Source organism: Marinomonas foliarum, from assembly GCF_016906065.1.
Taxonomy (GTDB): domain Bacteria; phylum Pseudomonadota; class Gammaproteobacteria; order Pseudomonadales; family Marinomonadaceae; genus Marinomonas; species Marinomonas foliarum.
Genome location: NZ_CP070273.1, coordinates 1262501 through 1281617 on the forward strand (window position 1 = coordinate 1262501; position 19117 = coordinate 1281617).

A 19117-nucleotide genomic window follows, 5' to 3' on the forward strand; every position below is an offset into this window, starting at 1 on the left:
TCGATTCATTGTTTTCGCCATTAATACGCCTGCTGCCGTGCCAATAGAAAACGCAACCAAGCCTAAGCCCAATATCCCAAGCGTCTCTAAATTCAAAAAAGCCTCGGAGCTCAACTTGGAACCCACACCCAAACCTAAGAAAATAGTGACAATGTTGATCAATGCATTTTGAGCCGTGTCACTCAAGCGATTAACAACACCACACTCTCGCATCAAGTTACCAAAACAAAACATACCAAGCAGAGGGGCCGCAGATGGCAAAAACATAGCAACAAGAATAGTCACAACAATAGGAAAGACAATTTTCTCTTTCTTAGTGACAGGTCTGAGTTGCTCCATTTTAATTGAGCGCTCTTCTTTTGTTGTCAAAGCCCGCATAATTGGCGGCTGAATAAGTGGCACCAATGCCATGTATGAATAAGCAGCCACTGCAATGGCACCTAACAGATCAGGAGCCAATCGGCTAGCAACAAAGATAGCAGTCGGACCATCAGCACCGCCAATGATGCCGATCGCAGCAGCATCAGCTAACGAGAAGTCCATGATACCTGAAGCACCAAGAAACACAGCACCAATCACTGTAGCAAAAATACCAAACTGTGCAGCTGCACCAAGAAGCAATGTTTTCGGGTTCGCAAGCATAGGACCGAAATCCGTCATTGCACCAACCCCCATGAAAATAAGCAACGGAAACAACCCCGTCTCAATACCTCCATGGTAGATATAATATTGTAGCCCACCAGGCGACACCATGTGTCCGGTCGCATCGTAAACCGGAGCAGCCATAAATCCAGCCCCAGGAATATTAACGAGCACAGCACCAATACCTATCGGTAGAAGTAACAGCGGCTCAAACCCCTTCTTTATAGCTAGAAAGACCAACAACAAACCAACACAGATCATCACAAACTGGCCAAGCTCTAATTGATAAATTCCTGTATCGTGATAAAGGTTTAATAATTTGTTTTCCATTTTGAACTGGTTCCTTTAATTACAAAGTAAAAAGCGACTGACCGACCTGTACGGAGTCGCCTTCTTTTACATTAATGGAACCCACGACACCTGACTTAGGCGCAGAGATTTCAGTCTCCATCTTCATTGCCTCTAAGATCATCACCGTATCACCTTCTTCAACTTGCTGCCCCGGAGACACTAGCACTTTAAATATATTTCCAGCCAATGGAGAAGGCACACCCTCACCTGAAGCTTTAGCTGGAGCTGATGCCTGAACCTGGGAAGCTTGAGTATTTGCAACAGGCTGAATATTACTTACATCACCACCTTCCGACACCTGAACAACAAAACTCTGCCCTGAAACCGAAACAGTATAAACACTTGCCTCACCCGAAGACGCACTTGCAACCGTAGGTTTACTATCAACAACATCATCAATTGTCGGCACAGGCTCAAAAGCACTGGAATCACCACGATTTTGCAGAAATTTAAGACCTATTTGTGGGAACAAGGCATAAGTTAAAACGTCATCAATCTGATCACCTGATAGCGAAATATTCTTTTCCTTTGAAAGACCAACCAACTCCTCAGTCAACTTATCCATTTCCGGGGCTAGCAAGTCCGCAGGACGACAAGTAATGGCATCAGCACCATCCAGAACCCTCAACTGTAGCTCACTATTAAACTCAGCTGGCGCAGCCCCATACTCCCCCTTCAAAATTCCCGCAGTTTCTTTAGAAATAGATTTATAGCGCTCACCAGTAAGCACATTCAAAACAGCCTGAGTACCAACGATTTGAGAGGTAGGCGTTACAAGCGGAATCAAACCTAGGTCTTCACGAACTTTTGGTATCTCCTTTAACACTTCGTCGAATTTATCTGCAGCGCCCTGCTCTTTTAACTGACTCTCCATGTTAGTTAACATGCCGCCAGGAACTTGTGCTATCAAAATACGAGAATCCGTACCACGAAGAGACCCTTCAAACTTCGCATATTTCTTTCTCACTTCTCGGAAATATGAAGCAATATCTTCTAATAACTCTAGATCCAAACCAGTATCTCTATCTGTACCCTGTAAAGCTGCAACTACAGATTCTGTTGCACTGTGCCCGTAAGTCATCGACATAGAAGAAATTGCTGTATCAACACGATCGATTCCAGCCTCAACTGCTTTTAAAATCGTCATATCCGACAAGCCAGAAGTTGCGTGTGCATGCAACTGAACTTCCAATTGAGTCTGAGCTTTTAGCAAGCTCACTAATTCAAAAGCATCATATGGCGTCAAAATTCCCGACATATCCTTGATCGCAATAGAATCCGCCCCCATATCCTCAAGGGTTTTAGCATAATCAACCCAGTTCTGAGTCGTATGCACTCGGCTTTTAGTATAAGAAATCGTACCTTGCGCATGCTTATCTTGCTTCTTAACCGCCTTGATAGCTGTTTCTAAGTTACGAGGGTCATTCATTGCATCAAAAATTCGGAAAACATCTACGCCATTAAAAGCGGCACGTTCAACAAATTTATTAACAACATCATCCGCGTAGTGGCGATATCCAAGCAGGTTCTGTCCACGCAACAACATCTGCTGAGGCGTATTAGGCATGGCCTTTTTAAGCTCACGGATACGCTCCCATGGATCCTCACCGATAAAGCGGATACAAGCATCAAACGTCGCCCCACCCCAAGATTCAAGCGACCAAAAACCAACTTGATCCAGCTTTTCAGCAATAGGGAGCATATCGTCAATACGCATCCGCGTAGCGAACAAGGATTGGTGAGCATCACGCAAAACGACATCAGTAATGCCAAGAGGTTGCTTTGTTGTTGTCATGTTTCAGCCTCGTAAAGAGTAAAGTTATTAATATGAAATTAGGATTTTTTGCTTTTTTGGTGCTGATGAACAGCTGCGGTAATAACTGCTGTTAGCTGCGCATCAACACCAGATGAATTCAAACCCTTAGACGAATTTGGCGCAACGACAGGCTGTTCAGGAAATAAATAATTAAGCAGGCGCGACATATATTTAGTCGCAAATATCAAAATAATCAAAAACAGGAAAACAAATCCCATTCCCAAGACCATTAGCCCAAAACCATCTTCTAGCAGCCCATTCATAGCACTAACACCTTATCTATCTTGCCTTGTTTGTACAGACCTTATGTGGTCAGATGCACACCCAACAGCACTGTTTATTTGTAATAGATAGTTTTTATCACAAACCAGAACAGTTTCATATTTTTTTTGCATAACAGTTAGACTTATTTCGTGAACAATTCCCTAGAAAAAGCATCACTCCCAATAAATACGACACACAGCAACAATATTGTATTAGCCGTCGCGCCCATGGAGGGCGTCATGGATCACACAATGCGGGCATTACTTTCCAAAATTGGCGGAATGGACTACTTAGTTTCAGAATTTATCAGAGTTACCCAATACCCAATCCCTTCAAGTACGTTTAAGCGCCTCGTACCGGAAAACCAGCATAACGCCAAAACCCAATACAACCATCCGGTACACACACAACTACTAGGTAGCAACGCTGAACTAATGGCACATAGCGCATCCAATGCAGTTGAGGCTGGAGCAACACATATCGACGTGAATTTTGGCTGCCCAGCAAAACGTGTAAACGGGCATGGTGGTGGCTCAGTTTTACTGCAAACCCCTGATTCACTACACAAAATAATGGGCGCGATTCGCAAAAATCTACCGAGCAAAATCCCTGTCTCTGCAAAAATCCGCCTAGGTTTCGAAGATGAAGCGCTCTTATTTGAAAATGTTGCTGCTATTGAAGCAGCGGGAGTAGACACACTCACTATTCATGGGCGAACTAAAAAAGATGGTTACAAGCCTCCCGCTCGATGGGAAAAAATTGGCGAAATTCAAGACAAAACAAAAATGATTATTGTTGCAAATGGAGACATTATAGATACAGAGTCTTTACTACGCTGCAAATCTATCACTGGTTGCCAACACTTTATGATTGGAAGAGGATCACTTAACAATCCATTTATTTTTCAACAACTAAGGACAGAGCTAAACGGGAACAAAAGCAACATTGATAAAGCAATATTTATAAATCTGTTCAACAGCTACACCAATGAACTACAACAGCACTATGATGAAGTTGCAACACTTGGCAGATTAAAACAATGGTGCGGGCATTTACGATTCAATTTTATAGAAATCAAAGAAAACCTGCAGGTATTACGTCGCAGCAAAAGCACAAATGAAATAGCTGCGTCTTTTAAAGACATTATGAAATAACAAAGGGGATATAAAAAGAATAGCAAAGGAGAAAAAAAGAATAGAAAATGGTGCACCCGAGAGGATTCGAACCTCTGACCGCTCGGTTCGTAGCCGAGTACTCTATCCAGCTGAGCTACGGGTGCATAGCAATTTTTAACTACATCTTGTATGTGGATAAATAAAAAATGTATTAAGGAAGGAATGGTGCACCCGAGAGGATTCGAACCTCTGACCGCTCGGTTCGTAGCCGAGTACTCTATCCAGCTGAGCTACGGGTGCATAGCAATTTATTCCCACATTTTATTCTGGATAAAACAAAATGTATTTTTTGAAATGGTGCACCCGAGAGGATTCGAACCTCTGACCGCTCGGTTCGTAGCCGAGTACTCTATCCAGCTGAGCTACGGGTGCACTACAATTTCTTTCTCTCTTTTTATTTAGAAAGGATAGCCTCTAAATAAAACTTGAAATGGCGGAGAGTGAGGGATTCGAACCCTCGATGAGTGTTAACCCATACACCCTTAGCAGGGGCGCGCCTTCGGCCACTCGGCCAACTCTCCGTAACAAGTGGGGCGCATTATATACGACACATTTGTCTTGTAAAGGCTTTTTTAAAAATTAATCTTCTAAATCTTGGTCGTCTTGTTCTTTTTGAATGCGAAGATAAATCTCTTCACGATGAACAGAAACATCTTTCGGTGCATTAATACCGATACGAACCTGATTACCTTTTACGCCCAACACAGTGACAGAAACTTCATCACCAACCATTAAAGTTTCACCAACACGACGAGTAAGAATAAGCATTTGAGTAATCTCCCTGTAATAGCTTTTAGCATTTTAGCAGAATTGCCTGACACACAGTGTAGGGCAATTCCTACAAGACCCTATTGTAGCGCCTCTCTAAAAATTAAACCATCCATCCATACAGGGTTTTATGTATCCAATTGTTACTCTTCACTCACCCCTGGTGACACTTCGTTTAATTTGAATGCGGAATGTAACGCTCGAACAGCCAATTCCATGTATTTTTCATCAATAATGACTGAAACTTTAATTTCAGATGTCGAAATCAACTGAATATTTATCGACTCAGCCGCCAAGGCTTTGAACATAGTGCTCGCCACGCCAGCATGAGAGCGCATCCCTACCCCCACAATAGAAACTTTAGCAATCTTGGCATCAGACAAGACAGCGTTCGCACCAAGCTCTTTAGCGATCGCATTCAATGTCAAAAGTGCCTGATCATATTCATTGCGATGCACGGTAAAAGTGAAGTCTGTCGTACCATCTACAGATACGTTTTGAACAATCATATCTACTTCAATATTCGCATCGCTGATAGGCCCAAGAATACGAGAAGCGATACCGGGTATATCTGGCACACCTTTCAAGGTTAATTTTGCTTCATCTCTATTGAACGCAATCCCAGAAACCGCTGGCTGCTCCATACCCTTAACCCCCTCAGTTGTAATCAATGTACCTTCACCTTCTACAAAACTAGACAGAACCCTTAGTGGCACTTGGTACTTACCTGCAAATTCGACAGAACGAATCTGCAATACCTTAGAACCAAGGCTGGCCATTTCCAGCATCTCTTCAAAGGTGATCTTTTCCAAACGTCGAGCACTATCTACTACTCTTGGGTCAGTCGTGTAAACTCCATCAACATCCGTGTAGATCTGGCATTCATCAGCCTTTAAAGCAGCAGCCAAAGCCACCCCCGTCGTATCAGAGCCACCTCGACCCAAAGTCGTAATGTTACCGAACTCATCAGCCCCTTGAAAACCTGCTGCAACAATCACACGCCCAGCGTCTAAATCTGCACGCATCGCGTCGGTATCAATTTTTTGAATTCGGGCTTTACCATGCGCGTTGTCAGTTGTAATACGAATCTGAGACCCAGTATAAGAACGCGCATCAAGACCACGCTTCATCAGCGCCATCGATAAAAGCGCAATGGTAACCTGCTCTCCTGTCGACAAAAGAACATCCATCTCTCGCGCATTAGGGGCAGCATTGATACTTTTAGCAAGATCAATCAGCCGATTGGTTTCACCACTCATAGCCGAAACCACAACCACTATGTCATCGCCTTGCTGCTTATGCTTTAACACCCGGTCTGCAACTGCTTCGATACGCTCTATAGTACCTACCGAAGTGCCGCCGTATTTTTGAACTAACAACGCCATAATCTTTCTATCACCCAAATCAAAGCTCAAACAGAGCGTATCAAGTTATACTCGTTCAGCAACCCAATCAGGCACCAACGCAAGCGCAGCAGGCAAACCATCTGGATTATTACCACCAGCCTGAGCCATATCAGGACGACCACCCCCCTTACCATCAACCAAAGGCGCAATCATCTTAATCAGATCACCCGCCTTCACATTTTTGGTCAATTCTTTTGTCACGCCAGCAATCAGACTTACTTTGCCATCATTAACTGCCGCTAAAAGAATAACTGCAGATTCAAGTTTGCTCTTCAATTCATCAAGCAAATCGCGCAATGCTTTTGGATCTTCCACTTCCACTTGAGTAACAAGCAACTTGCCACCGTTAATATCTACGGCCTGCGAAGCCAAATCAGCGCCCGCTAAAGCGGCCATTTTAGCTTTCACCGTATCCAACTCTTTTTGCAAGCTTCGCGCATGATCATTCAAGGCAACAACCTTATCAAAAACACTGTCTTGATTACCCTTAACAAGGCTAGCAATACCATCAAGAACTGATTCTGTCTGACGAGTTATATCAATCGCAACTTTACCGGTCACCGCTTCTATACGGCGAACACCAGCAGCAATACCGCTTTCTGTTACAATCTTAAAGAAACCAATATCACCCGTTCGGCTAACATGAGTACCGCCACACAATTCAATCGAGTAGTCAGCCCCCATAGTCAATACACGTACTTCACTGTCGTATTTCTCACCAAACAACGCCATAGCGCCTTTCGCTTTAGCAGACTCAACATCCATGATGTCGGTTTCTACTGGACGGTTTAAGCGGATCTGTTCGTTAACCATGTCTTCGATTTGCTCGATCTCTGTCGCCGTAACACCTTCAAAATGCGAGAAATCGAAGCGCAAACGCTCAGCATTCACCAAAGAACCTTTCTGCAGAACATGGTCTCCTAAGATACGACGCAGTGCCTCATGCATTAAGTGAGTCGCAGAGTGATTCAATGTGGTCGCCATACGTAAAGTACGATCCACCTCACCTGTCACTTGCTCACCAACTGTCAAACTCCCCTCTTTCAGCTCACCATAATGCAAGTGCGCTTTGGCTTGCTTTGTTGTGTTAGAAACCTTGAAAGCACCTGAGCCACGCAACCAACCTTGATCACCAACTTGGCCTCCAGATTCTGCATAAAAAGGCGTAGATTTCAAAATCACGGCAGCAATTTGACCAGCTTCAATCGTTTTAACAGATTCACCATCAACAAGGATCATCTCAATTTCACAAGCCCCCGCCAGATTGTCGTAGCCAGTAAACTCAGTAACCGAGTCCAACTCAATACTGCCAGACATATCCATAGAGAAGTTACTTGCAGAACGAGCACGAGCACGCTGTGCGTCCATTGCCACTTCAAATCCAGCTTCATCTATTTCCAACTCATTTTCACGAGCAACATCATTGGTTAAATCAGCAGGAAAACCATAAGTGTCATAAAGCTTAAACACCGTCTCGCCAGGAATAGTTTTTTTATCACCTAGCTCAGAAATCGCTTCCTCAAGGATTTTCATCCCTTGATCAAGCGTCTTAGCAAACTGCTCTTCTTCTTTTAATAGAATAGAAGCAACACGCTCTTTTAACTTTGTTAACTCCGGGTAGGCTTCCCCCATCTCAATATCAAGCGCTTCTACCAATTTATGGAAAAAGATACCTGTTTGACCTAGCTTGTTACCGTGACGTATAGCGCGACGAATAATACGACGTAAGACATAACCACGGCCTTCATTAGACGGGATCACACCATCAACAATCATGAAAGAACAAGAGCGAATATGGTCAGCAATAACACGCAGAGACTGTGCACTCAAATCCTGAGTACCAACCACTTTCGCAGCAGCTTTAATCAGATTTTGGAACAAATCAATTTCATAGTTACTATGAACACCTTGCAGAATCGCAGCAATGCGCTCCAAGCCCATGCCAGTATCAACAGAAGGCTTAGGCAAAGGCGCCATATTGCCATCAGTAGAACGATTAAACTGCATGAAAACTACGTTCCAAATTTCAATAAAACGGTCACCATCTTCTTCAGGAGAGCCTGGAGGCCCACCCCAAATGTGTTCACCATGGTCAAAAAAGACCTCAGTACAAGGACCACACGGGCCAGTATCGCCCATCGCCCAGAAATTATCGGACTGATAACGACCACCTTTGTTATCACCAATACGAATAATCTTCTCTTCTGGCAGACCAATGTCTTTATTCCAAATGTCAAAGGCTTCATCGTCGTCTGCGTAAACGGTTACCAACAATTTTTCAGTTGGCAACTTCAGCACAACCGTTAGAAACTCCCACGCATAATGAATAGCGTCTTTTTTGAAGTAATCGCCAAAACTGAAGTTACCCAACATTTCAAAGAAAGTGTGGTGACGTGCGGTATAACCGACATTCTCTAAGTCATTGTGTTTACCACCGGCTCGAACACAACGTTGAGACGTCGTTGCTCGTGAGTATGGGCGAAGATCCTCTCCCAAAAACACATCTTTAAACTGGACCATACCAGCATTGGTGAACAGCAAAGTTGGATCATTTCCAGGAACCAAAGAACTGGATTCCACGATTTGATGCTGCTTACTTTCAAAGTACGATAAAAATGACTGGCGTAACTCAGAACTCTTCATAATGGGATGAGTCTCTATCTCTATTTTTCTGGACGAATTGGATTGCGTGAATGGCAAATTAATATATGCCGACTCGATGCAACGAAAAGCACAAAATAGTACACGCAAAGGATAGGTGTTTTCAAAAGAAACCGTAGTAATTTAAAGCTTATTTTGTGCATAACTTAAGCAAGAGTAGGATTTACGGATGTAAACCTACTTTTACAGTATGCTTTTAGAAAGGGATTACTAAGAACCTTCACCGCGAATATAACGATAATGAGGTCGCGCGGTCATCCTAGTCACCAACTCATAACCGATGGTACCGGCATAATCTGCGACCTGTTCGACCGGCACATCGCCACCCCAAAGTACTACTTCCTGCCCCATGGCAGGCTCAGCAGCGAAATCTTGCATACGCACCGTAATCATATCCATAGATACACGGCCTGCGAGGCAAGCGGGTTTTCCATCAATTTGCAACGGTGTGCCATTTTCTGCGTGACGAGGATAACCGTCACCATAACCCACAGCGACCGTTGCCAATACATGATCTTCAGCAGCCACATAACCAAGACCATAACCAACTCTATCGCCTTGCTTAAGTTTGCGGGTCGAAATCACTTTTGAAGACAAAGTCATCGCTGGACGCAAGCCCACTGCTCGACCACTCACTTCAGCAAAAGGAGAAATCCCATACAGCATGATACCCGGGCGAATCCAACCACCTTCAGGCACACTCCATTTCATAATCGCCGCTGAGTTCGCTACACTGGCCTCGATATCACCAATCGATTGACGAGCTTGCTCAAAATAAGCTAACTGCTGCATAGTCGTTAGATCTGACAAATCATCCGCACAAGAAAAATGTGTCATTAAAACCACCTCTCCCACTTGCCCACTGTCTTTCAACGCAGACACAAACATTGGCGCCGTTTCTTTGTCAACGCCAAGACGATGCATACCTGAATCTAACTTCAAGAAAATCTTTTCAATTTTTGCATGACTAGCTTGCAACTCATCAAGCTGCTGAGCATTCTCTAGAGCAGACCAAAAACCATGCTTCTCGCACAGCGCCCACTCTTCACCTTCAAATACACCTTCCAACAACAAAATAGGCGAAACAATACCCGCCTCACGCAAAGCGATTGCTTCTTCAATGGCTGCCACTGCAAAAGCATCCACCTCCTCATCCAAGTAACGAGAGACCTCAACCGCACCATGTCCATAGGCATTGCTTTTAACAACAGCAAACGCCTTACAAGTTGGCTGTAATTTTTTCGCATAACGATAATTTTGTAAGATCGCCTCCAAATCTACCGTTGCCGTGAGTGGCCTTGCCATTTTTGCCCCTTAAATTTTAAAAGCGTTTTTATTACTTATAACGTCTTACAGAAAGATCCTGTGAATCGATGTCAGTCTTATCGCCTGAGATAATATCCGCAATCACAGCGGCAGAGCCGCAACACATGGTCCAACCTAATGTTCCGTGCCCTGTATTCAAATACAAACCATCAATATGGGTACGCCCAACAACTGGCGTACCATCTGGTGTCATTGGACGAAGTCCTGTCCAATAATCTGCTTCCGATAAATCACAGCCTTGGTCAAATAAATCATGAACAACATGAGTAATAGTTTCGGTACGAACTTTTGGCAAATCAAGATTATACCCGTTTAGCTCTGCGGTTCCTGCGGCACGAATACGCCCGCCAAGTCGAGTCACAGCAACTTTGTAGGTTTCATCCATTACAGTTGAAACGGGAGCAAATTGTGAGTCTGTAATAGGCACAGTTAAGGAATACCCTTTCACCGGATAAACAGGAACAGAAATATCGATATCTGAAAGCAATTCTTTTGAGTAGCTGCCCATTGAAACCAAAACATTATCAAACTCAAAGTCACCCTGATCGGTTTTAACGGCGCGTACTTTACCACCTTCTACGACCAAGCGCTCAATCGCCACACCAAATTTAAATGTCACACCTAATTCATCACAGTGTTTTTTCAATTCTTGGCAAAAAACAAAGCAGTCACCTGTCTCATCGCCAACCAAACGAAGTCCGCCTTTAAACTTATCAATGACCGGAGCGAGGCCTGGTTCAACCTCTAAAATTTGTGCTGGTGTTAATACTTGATGCGGAACATTCAAAGCTTTTAGCACCTTAATATCTTTTTCAGACGCTTCGACTTGCTCATCCTTACGAAATAGTTGAGTCAAGCCACCCTGTCCGTCATCGTACTTAATACCAATATCTTTGCGCATAGTAATAAATTGATCTCGGCTGTATTCAGCTAACGCCACCATACGAGATTTATTAACGTCATACGCCTTTTCAGTGCAATTGATTAACATCTTGCCCATCCATGCTATTTTTTTAAGCTCTGGATCAGCACTGACTTTTAACGGCGCGTGTTTTTGCATCAACCACTTAATAGCCTTAAGAGGAATACCTGGTGCCGCCCAAGGTGCTGAATAACCAGGAGAAATCTGACCCGCATTAGCAAAGCTTGTCTCAAGAGCAACACCCTCTTGACGATCAATCACGGTCACATCAAAGCCTTTTTTCGCCAAATAATACGCTGACGTCAAACCAACAACACCTGCACCCAACACGCAAACACGCATAAAAAACCCCAAAAAAGATAAAGTTATATCATCTATATTTGCACAAGATATCCAGTTTTATCATCTTATTTTATTTTAATATAAAGAATAAAAAACTATGAAAACAAAAAAATAAAGCCGATCACAAATTGAATGTAAAAGACTTATTTGACTGATAAAATACCGACTTAATCAGAATATGCAGCGAGAAAGACATGAAAGAGCACCAAACATCCATTTTCGACCAAGCCATGTCACTGCTAAGTCACAGAGAACACAGCAAAAAGGAATTAACCACAAAATTAAAATTAAGAGGTCACGAGGAAGAAGAGATTGAAACGACCATTGAGCGTCTTGAAGAAATGAACTATCTCAACGACACTCGCTTTGCAGAAATTTTTGTCAGAAGTCGACTAAATAAACCTCTTGGCGCAAGCAGAATACAGCAAGAGCTAATACAAAAAGGCATTCACAGTGAACTAGCAAAAAAAGCCATTTCGAACTCAAATGCAGATTGGTTTGAGCTAGCAAAACAACTTAAAGAAAGAAGGTTCGGAGAAGAGTATTGCACCGACTACAAGGAAAGGGCCAAGCAATCACGCTACCTACAATATCGAGGCTTTGACTTCGAGCAAATAAAATATGCAACCTCATCGAAAGAAAGTTATTAGACGCAGAAACATTAGTACAGAGAAACTACAACTTCTGTTCTTTAGCCATCATAGCTGCTAAATAGCGCTCTTCCATTTCGACATATTTTTTCTGAACTGCCTCAATCTTTATATCTAATTCAGTGATTTTTTTCTGCAATCTCACAGCGTCATCTGACAACGCCTGACCATCCGATATTTCGGCTTCTAGACGCTTTTTTTCTTCTTCCAGCTCGTCATTGATTTCTTGTAGGTTCTCAATTTCTTCTAAATCCTGGGTATTCAAAAGAGCCTCATCACCGACGGCGGACTCTGTATAGTCATCAGGGTGGAGCCTTTTATTCTCGAGCACTTCATGCAACACCCTTGCGTCTTCTAAATCTCGCTCGAGCATTTCAACATACAATTCAGACTCATCCACCATTTGGCGCAAAGAACTCAACTTTCCAGCTTGTTCATGAATATAGGTATCAGATTGCTCTGTGAACGAGCCCTGATATAGTAAATCTTCTATATTTTTCATGGTGCTGCGCTCTTCCTCCATAACACCATATATATCCATCACTTGGGAGTTTGGTTGCTCCCTTTGACTCAATAATGCTGTCGCTTTCTTTAAAGCCTCATCACGCTTAGCCGCATCTATGTTTAGGTTGTATTGAATCGTTTGCAAACTTACCAACTTAGCTTCTAAACTTTTAACGACTCGCCCGCTTTCCAATAGCGATTTTTCCAACCTTACAATTGATATGTCATACGCGCTTAAATCCTTCCCTTCCCCTGCGTTATCTATTTTTACTTTATGAACCCCTTCTTTTAGCGCTTCAATAATATTTTTTTGATAAGCCGCTAACGCCTTAAGGTCTGCAACTTTGTCATCTAACTCAGTCTTCACTGGATCTAAAAAAACCGACTCGCTAACGTCATGTATAAAGTTTTCTAACGCATTAACATAGGCAGCATGTTCTTCATCCCCCTTCAACTCCTCTAAATGCATCGCCAATCGCTCAGCAAATTCATGCATACAGGCCATTTCTGCACGCAGTGCAGCAAGATCATTATCCAAATCAGGCTCTACAGACAACTCAGCTTGTAATTTATCCAGCTGATTATTCAAATCAGATGTTACACCAACTTGAGAAAACACCTTATCCCCTGCTTTCTGGATAACTTTATTTAACTCATACAACAAAGATTGATTCACCTTAAGGGATTGAAGAAGCGCATCGATTTCTTGAGCTTGATCTACACGATCTAGCAGTCCTTTAAAAACACCCAATAACATAACTATTTTTTCATTAGGCACAGAACGCTCAATAATATGCATTTCGACATCTAGAAAAATAGCCCAGCAAGACAAAGCAGATCGTCCTTGCGAGTCAGCTTTTGATGACTTATCCAGTAAGTCAGTACAGATATTCCGTTGCTGTTTTAATAATGCTAACCATTGTATTTTTTTAGCCTCGGAGACAGTGTCATTATCCGAAGGATAAGCAGTACTATTCAATGCTTCATCAGACCCCATCAGCACTTTCTTCAAAGCAAAATAACGGTAGACAACAAATAGCAGGATGATAAATAGCATCACACTAGATATTACCAACCCCCAGTGCCAGATTTGCATAACAGTAGCCTCTTTAATTACGAAGAAAAATATCTTAAAAGGTTAGCCTCAAAGAAACCATAAAACCTACATTTTTTAAAGCATGCCCCACAAAAACAAAAAAAGCAGGCCGAAGCCTGCTTTCTAAATATAAAAAACCAAAAAAATTAGAAGTCTAGTTGCTCAACTTCTTCATCGGCTTCTTTCGCAGCAACATTTGCCTTAGCATCGGCTTTTTTAGGCAATAAATCTTCACGAATCTTCGCTTCAATCTCTTGAGCAATTTCTGGGTTATCCGCTAAATATTGCGCAGCATTGGCTTTACCTTGTCCAATTTTATTACCGCCATAAGCGTACCAAGCACCCGCTTTATCAACAAAGCCTTGCTTAACACCTAAATCAATTACTTCACCCATACGGTAAATACCAGCACCATACATAATCTGGAATTCAGTTTGTTTAAAAGGTGGCGCGATCTTGTTCTTCACAACCTTAACGCGGGTTTCATTACCGATCACTTCATCGCCCTGCTTCACCGAGCCGATACGACGAATATCCAAACGAACAGAAGAGTAAAACTTAAGTGCGTTACCACCGGTTGTGGTTTCAGGAGAACCAAACATTACGCCAATCTTCATACGGATTTGGTTGATGAAGATAACAAGGCAGTTTGCATTCTTGATAGATCCAGTCAATTTACGCATCGCTTGAGAAAGCAAACGAGCTTGAACACCAACAGAAGAACTACCCATTTCGCCTTCAATTTCAGACTTAGGAACCAAGGCAGCCACAGAATCGACGATAACAACATCGACACTATTAGAGCGCACCAACATATCTACGATCTCAAGAGCCTGTTCACCCGTATCTGGTTGAGAGATCAAAAGATCCGCAATATTAACGCCCAGCTTTTCAGCATAAGAAGGGTCAAGCGCGTGCTCAGCATCAATAAAGGCACAAGTCTTACCTTGTTTTTGCGCTTCTGCAATGACACTCAATGTTAATGTCGTTTTACCTGAAGACTCTGGTCCGTAGATTTCACAAATACGACCATAAGGAAGACCACCAGCACCTAGCGCAATATCCAGACCTAACGATCCAGTAGAAACGGTATCAATATCAAGCTTGGCACCTTCGCCCATCTTCATGATGGCACCTTTACCAAATTGACGCTCGATTTGAGACAGCGCTGCATCCAGCGCCTTTTTCTTGTTGTCTGCAATAGATGACATGATGAATTCCTTGTGGATACTTTTCGTTGTGACTAATTGTCGTTGTCGGTAACTCTATCGTTTTTTTTGGGTAATCTCAAGAAATACTGTATATAAAAACAGTATTATTTTTAAACTCTTTCAAGCATCTCTTTTACACCGCGAAGAGCCTCTAAAACCGTCCCCTCTCTTACCGCCTGACGATCCCCAGAAAACAAAAATCGCTCTACTCTGGCTTCTTCACCAATCCGTTGCCAGCCAATATAAACACAGCCCACAGGCTTTTCTGGTGAACCGCCCCCAGGACCTGCCACACCACTTACAGCAACAGAAATGTCGCCGCCCAATTGTAAAGCACCAGCACACATCTCTTTTACAGTTTGCTCAGACACGGCGCCAAAAGACGACAGGGTTTCTTCTTTCACTGACAAACCACGCATTTTAGCTTCATTGGCGTAACTAATCACACCACCGAAAAACCATGCCGAGCTACCCGCAATTTCCGTGCATACCGCGCCAATCAAGCCACCAGTGCAAGACTCTGCCGTGACGAGTAACAGCCCTCTTTTTTGTAAGAGCTCTCCAGCTTGTTGTGCCGCGTGTGTCATTTTTTGCATTGGATTCATTATCATTATCCCTTAAATCCTTGGAAAATATCCCGTAGAATACCCCTCTATTTTTTGGATCACAATCGAGCTTTCCCAGATGAGCAAAACACCAGCAGATAACCATACACCAATGATGCGCCAGTACTTCGGCCTTAAATCACAGCATCCGAACCAACTGCTATTTTATCGCATGGGAGATTTTTACGAGCTTTTCTACGACGATGCTAAACGCGCGTCTCAGCTGCTTGATATTACACTTACCGCTCGCGGTCATTCTGGCGGCATGCCTATTCCCATGGCTGGTATCCCCTTCCATGCAGCAGAAAACTACATTGCACGCTTGGTTCGCATGGGCGAGTCAGTGGTCGTTGCAGAGCAAACTGGCGATCCAGCCACCAGCAAAGGCCCAGTTGAACGCCAAATCGCTCGCATCGTCACACCAGGCACCATCAGTGACGAAGCCTTTCTTGAAGAAAAGCGCGAGAACCTTTTACTATCACTTGCTCACCAATCCCGTAAAGGACTCGATGTTTTTGGTTTTTCGTATTTAGACATGGCCAGCGGCCGTTTTTGTCTGTTTGAAGTGGACGGTCACGAAGCGCTTTCTAGCGAATTGCAACGCTTATCTCCGAGAGAGATTTTGATCTCCGAAGATTTCCCTGCACGGGACACACTAAAACTAGAAAAAGGTATTGCAGAACTTGGCCCTTGGCATTTTGATTATGAATCCAGCTATCGCCAACTTATTCAGCAATTCAACACCAAAGATTTATCTGGCTTTGGTTGTGAAGCGTTAACCGCAGCTATAGCTTCTGCCGGTGCCTTACTGCAATACGCCAAAGACACACAACGATCTGCTTTGCCGCACATTCAATCCATCATGGTTGAGCACAAAGACGATTCTGTACTGATAGATGGCGCAACACGACGCAACTTAGAAATTGATGTCAACCTAACTGGTGGCACAAGCAACACGGTTGTGGAGGTATTGGACAAGTGCTCAACACCAATGGGCAGCCGTTTGTTAAAACGCTGGTTGCACACGCCCATTCGTGATTTGAACGAAATTCAGGCTCGTCAACAGGTTGTCGCTGAGTTAAAGAACAATCAAACTTACGATACTTTTGAAACACCACTGAAAAAAGTCGGTGACTTGGAACGTATTTTATCTCGTGTTGCTTTACGCTCTGCTCGTCCTAGGGATTTATTACGCTTACGGTTTGCCCTTGAAGCCGCACCAGAAATTAACCAGCTGCTAGCAAGTGTCCAATCACAACGCCTTGCAGAACTGAATCAACGTATTATCGCCCAGCCAGTCATTACAGAGACACTGGCAAGTGCCCTCGTTGAAAACCCACCATCCGTGGTTCGTGATGGCGGCATTTTTGCTAAAGGCTATGATGAAGAATTAGATGAGCTATTGGCGTTATCTACTAATGCCACCGACTTTCTTGCCGAAATGGAGCGCAGTGAAAAAGCTCGCACTGGAATCAGCTCATTGAAAGTCGGCTTTAATCGAGTTCATGGTTATTACATTGAGATCAGTCGCCTGCATTCCGACCAAGCTCCAGTGGAGTACATTCGTCGCCAAACACTAAAAAATGCTGAACGCTTTATTACGCCAGAATTAAAAGCCTTTGAGGACAAAGCCCTCAGTGCAAAATCCAAATCACTTGCCCGTGAAAAAGAGCTTTATGAAGCTCTTCTCGATCAATTAAATGAAGTTCTAGGCGAACTACAAACCACCAGCCAAGCTCTGTCACAGTTAGATGTACTAAACAATTTCGCCGAGCGCGCTAACATACTTAATTTCAGCTGTCCGGAATTACACAATCGCGGTGGCATTCAGATTATTGGCGGACGCCACCCGGTTGTCGAATCGGTTATTTCAGAACCCTTCGTGCCAAATGATCTCGACCTAAATGACAAACGCTCACTACTGATGATTACCGGTCCGAACATGGGTGGTAAATCCACTTATATGCGCCAAATCGCTCTCATCACTTTGTTAGCGCATACAGGTTGTTTTGTGCCTGCTGAATCTGCTTCCATTTCAGTAGTAGATCGAATCTTTACGCGTATGGGCTCATCAGATGACCTTGCTGGCGGTCGCTCAACCTTCATGGTAGAAATGACAGAAACAGCAAACATCCTAAACAACGCCAGTAAAAACAGCTTGGTTCTTATGGATGAAGTTGGACGTGGCACCAGTACTTTTGATGGCCTATCTTTGGCTTGGGCTGCTGTGGACTATTTAGCTAACAAGCTAAAATGCCACGTATTGTTTGCAACGCATTACTTTGAACTCACTACGCTAGCAGACCAGCTAGAAAATGCTGCCAACGTTCACTTAACAGCGACCGAGTACGAAGATGAAATCGTCTTCTTGCACAAGGTTCATGAAGGTCCTGCGAGCCAATCATACGGTCTACAAGTTGCACAACTGGCAGGTGTTCCTCGTGATGTTATTGGGCACGCCAAACAAAAACTTAAAGAACTAGAAGTCGTAACAGGAATAACCCCTGATAGTCACTCTTTGGAGACTTCAGCTATTTCAGCAACTTCAACCAAAGTAAAAAACAAAGAACGTGCTATACAGGAGAGCAACAATGGCTACCAACCTCAGCAAGCCGATATGTTTGCTCAGGCAGAGCAAAACGTCTTGAAAAATGCGCTTGAAGAACTAGATTTAGACAATATGACGCCGTTAGAGGCTATTAGTGCACTGTACAAGCTAAAATCTCAGCTTTGATATTAGTGATGTAGATATAAGCTAATAGCAGATAAATTTAGCCTAATGACGATTGTTGCTTGCCGCGAAATGGCCTATACCTCTAAAATAGTGCGCAATCATTTTTATAGCTTGTAAGGAGAAGTCGAATGGCTTTCATCGTTACCGATAACTGCATTCGCTGCAAATACACTGACTGTGTTGAAGTTTGTCCTGTGGACTGCTTCTACGAAGGCCCTAACTTTTTGGCAATCAATCCTGACGAGTGTATCGACTGTGCATTGTGTGAGCCTGAATGTCCAGCCAATGCCATCTTCTCTGAAGACGAATTGCCTGAAGACCAAGAAGTCTTCGTAGAGTTGAACCGTGATCTGTCTTTGATCTGGCCAAATATTGCCGAGAAAAAAGACGCACTTCCTGATGCTGCACAATGGGATGGTGTTGAAGATAAATTAGAGCATTTAGAACGTTAATTTAACGCAGTACTAAATCTAAAAGCCAAGTATAAAAAAAGCGACTTTAAGTCGCTTTTTTTATACTTAACATTAATACTAATGGACAAATGATAAATTTTAGGCAAAAAAAGGGCGCCTATTGGCAGCCCTGCTTTTTGCTAACATCCTGTAAGCAACTCTTCCGATAAGTAAAACATCACTGTTTGCGTC

The 19117-nt window shown here is 43.3% G+C and carries 15 protein-coding genes and 4 tRNA genes (1 of these 19 only partly in view); 4 read left to right on the forward strand and 15 right to left on the reverse strand.

Annotated elements, in window-relative coordinates; genetic code table 11:
- The 3 genes in view from JSY38_RS05845 to JSY38_RS05855 are tightly spaced (at most 38 nt apart) and all read right to left on the reverse strand, a layout consistent with a single transcriptional unit that may run on beyond the window.
- On the reverse strand, window positions 1-972 hold the 5' portion of the coding sequence (locus tag JSY38_RS05845; protein WP_205115784.1) for a sodium ion-translocating decarboxylase subunit beta. Its footprint begins 201 nt before the window's first position; 972 of the gene's 1173 nt are visible here — the first part of the coding sequence; it begins with the start codon at window positions 970-972; its stop codon lies beyond the left edge, outside the window.
- Window positions 973-991: 19 nt separating this feature from the next.
- The gene (gene oadA / locus JSY38_RS05850) at window positions 992-2788 is read right to left on the reverse strand and encodes a sodium-extruding oxaloacetate decarboxylase subunit alpha (RefSeq protein WP_114413259.1); all 1797 of its coding nucleotides are present in this window, start codon (window positions 2786-2788) and stop codon (window positions 992-994) included.
- A gap of 38 nt (window positions 2789-2826) precedes the next feature.
- The gene (locus JSY38_RS05855) at window positions 2827-3072 is read right to left on the reverse strand and encodes an OadG family protein (RefSeq protein ID WP_114413258.1); all 246 of its coding nucleotides are present in this window, start codon (window positions 3070-3072) and stop codon (window positions 2827-2829) included.
- A gap of 228 nt (window positions 3073-3300) precedes the next feature.
- Here JSY38_RS05855 and JSY38_RS05860 point away from each other — a divergent pair, with 228 nt between their 5' ends.
- Window positions 3301-4227 carry a tRNA dihydrouridine synthase gene (locus JSY38_RS05860; protein ID WP_205116702.1) on the forward strand — a complete coding sequence of 309 codons (927 nt, stop codon included), beginning with the start codon at window positions 3301-3303 and terminating at the stop codon, window positions 4225-4227.
- Window positions 4228-4275: 48 nt separating this feature from the next.
- Here JSY38_RS05860 and JSY38_RS05865 read toward each other — a convergent pair.
- The 9 genes from JSY38_RS05865 to JSY38_RS05905 form a co-directional block, all read right to left on the reverse strand.
- Window positions 4276-4352: transfer RNA gene (locus JSY38_RS05865), tRNA-Arg, on the reverse strand.
- A gap of 59 nt (window positions 4353-4411) precedes the next feature.
- A tRNA-Arg gene (locus JSY38_RS05870) sits at window positions 4412-4488 on the reverse strand.
- A 55-nt stretch (window positions 4489-4543) separates the two neighbouring features.
- A tRNA-Arg gene (locus tag JSY38_RS05875) sits at window positions 4544-4620 on the reverse strand.
- 59 nt (window positions 4621-4679) lie between these two features.
- A tRNA-Ser gene (locus JSY38_RS05880) sits at window positions 4680-4769 on the reverse strand.
- Window positions 4770-4827: 58 nt separating this feature from the next.
- Complete coding sequence (gene csrA / locus JSY38_RS05885) at window positions 4828-5016, reverse strand: carbon storage regulator CsrA (RefSeq protein ID WP_110577005.1); 189 nt, start codon at window positions 5014-5016, stop codon at window positions 4828-4830.
- A 143-nt stretch (window positions 5017-5159) separates the two neighbouring features.
- Window positions 5160-6401 carry an aspartate kinase gene (locus JSY38_RS05890; protein ID WP_114413256.1) on the reverse strand — a complete coding sequence of 414 codons (1242 nt, stop codon included), beginning with the start codon at window positions 6399-6401 and terminating at the stop codon, window positions 5160-5162.
- A 45-nt stretch (window positions 6402-6446) separates the two neighbouring features.
- The gene (gene alaS, locus JSY38_RS05895; protein ID WP_420844528.1) at window positions 6447-9065 is read right to left on the reverse strand and encodes an alanine--tRNA ligase; all 2619 of its coding nucleotides are present in this window, start codon (window positions 9063-9065) and stop codon (window positions 6447-6449) included.
- 228 nt (window positions 9066-9293) lie between these two features.
- Window positions 9294-10388 carry an alanine racemase gene (gene alr / locus JSY38_RS05900; RefSeq protein ID WP_205115786.1) on the reverse strand — a complete coding sequence of 365 codons (1095 nt, stop codon included), beginning with the start codon at window positions 10386-10388 and terminating at the stop codon, window positions 9294-9296.
- A 31-nt stretch (window positions 10389-10419) separates the two neighbouring features.
- Window positions 10420-11673, reverse strand: a complete 1254-nt coding sequence (locus JSY38_RS05905; RefSeq protein WP_205115788.1) for a D-amino acid dehydrogenase — start codon at window positions 11671-11673, stop codon at window positions 10420-10422.
- Between the two features lie 194 nt (window positions 11674-11867).
- Between JSY38_RS05905 and JSY38_RS05910 the strand changes: the two genes are divergently transcribed.
- Window positions 11868-12323, forward strand: coding sequence for a regulatory protein RecX (locus JSY38_RS05910; RefSeq protein ID WP_114413252.1), 456 nt, complete (start codon window positions 11868-11870; stop codon window positions 12321-12323).
- Between the two features lie 25 nt (window positions 12324-12348).
- Here JSY38_RS05910 and JSY38_RS05915 read toward each other — a convergent pair whose 3' ends face one another.
- The 3 genes from JSY38_RS05915 to JSY38_RS05925 form a co-directional block, all read right to left on the reverse strand.
- Window positions 12349-13923, reverse strand: a complete 1575-nt coding sequence (locus JSY38_RS05915; protein WP_205115790.1) for a coiled-coil domain-containing protein — start codon at window positions 13921-13923, stop codon at window positions 12349-12351.
- A gap of 146 nt (window positions 13924-14069) precedes the next feature.
- Window positions 14070-15134 (reverse strand): recombinase RecA, encoded by a 1065-nt coding sequence (gene recA / locus JSY38_RS05920; protein WP_205115791.1) that lies wholly within the window; start codon window positions 15132-15134, stop codon window positions 14070-14072.
- Window positions 15135-15244: 110 nt separating this feature from the next.
- The gene (locus tag JSY38_RS05925; protein WP_205115792.1) at window positions 15245-15739 is read right to left on the reverse strand and encodes a CinA family protein; all 495 of its coding nucleotides are present in this window, start codon (window positions 15737-15739) and stop codon (window positions 15245-15247) included.
- Between the two features lie 79 nt (window positions 15740-15818).
- On the opposite strand from JSY38_RS05925, the gene mutS reads away from it, so the two are divergent.
- Window positions 15819-18473, forward strand: coding sequence for a DNA mismatch repair protein MutS (gene mutS, locus JSY38_RS05930; protein WP_114413249.1), 2655 nt, complete (start codon window positions 15819-15821; stop codon window positions 18471-18473).
- Window positions 18474-18601: 128 nt separating this feature from the next.
- Window positions 18602-18925: a ferredoxin FdxA gene (gene fdxA, locus JSY38_RS05935; protein ID WP_012071401.1), complete on the forward strand. Its 324-nt coding sequence runs from the start codon at window positions 18602-18604 to the stop codon at window positions 18923-18925.
- Window positions 18926-19117 lie beyond the last annotated feature (192 nt).

Coding starts and splice junctions, on each gene's coding strand:
- oadA (WP_114413259.1), bottom strand. CDS start 2,788: ATGACAACAACAAAGCAACCTCTTGGCATTACTGATGTCGTTTTGCGT.
- JSY38_RS05890 (WP_114413256.1), bottom strand. CDS start 6,401: ATGGCGTTGTTAGTTCAAAAATACGGCGGCACTTCGGTAGGTACTATA.
- recA (WP_205115791.1), bottom strand. CDS start 15,134: ATGTCATCTATTGCAGACAACAAGAAAAAGGCGCTGGATGCAGCGCTG.
- alaS (WP_420844528.1), bottom strand. CDS start 9,065: ATGAAGAGTTCTGAGTTACGCCAGTCATTTTTATCGTACTTTGAAAGT.
- csrA (WP_110577005.1), bottom strand. CDS start 5,016: ATGCTTATTCTTACTCGTCGTGTTGGTGAAACTTTAATGGTTGGTGAT.
- JSY38_RS05915 (WP_205115790.1), bottom strand. CDS start 13,923: ATGCAAATCTGGCACTGGGGGTTGGTAATATCTAGTGTGATGCTATTT.
- fdxA (WP_012071401.1), top strand. CDS start 18,602: ATGGCTTTCATCGTTACCGATAACTGCATTCGCTGCAAATACACTGAC.
- JSY38_RS05910 (WP_114413252.1), top strand. CDS start 11,868: ATGAAAGAGCACCAAACATCCATTTTCGACCAAGCCATGTCACTGCTA.
- JSY38_RS05860 (WP_205116702.1), top strand. CDS start 3,301: ATGGAGGGCGTCATGGATCACACAATGCGGGCATTACTTTCCAAAATT.
- JSY38_RS05855 (WP_114413258.1), bottom strand. CDS start 3,072: ATGAATGGGCTGCTAGAAGATGGTTTTGGGCTAATGGTCTTGGGAATG.
- mutS (WP_114413249.1), top strand. CDS start 15,819: ATGAGCAAAACACCAGCAGATAACCATACACCAATGATGCGCCAGTAC.
- JSY38_RS05925 (WP_205115792.1), bottom strand. CDS start 15,739: ATGAATCCAATGCAAAAAATGACACACGCGGCACAACAAGCTGGAGAG.
- alr (WP_205115786.1), bottom strand. CDS start 10,388: ATGGCAAGGCCACTCACGGCAACGGTAGATTTGGAGGCGATCTTACAA.
- JSY38_RS05905 (WP_205115788.1), bottom strand. CDS start 11,673: ATGCGTGTTTGCGTGTTGGGTGCAGGTGTTGTTGGTTTGACGTCAGCG.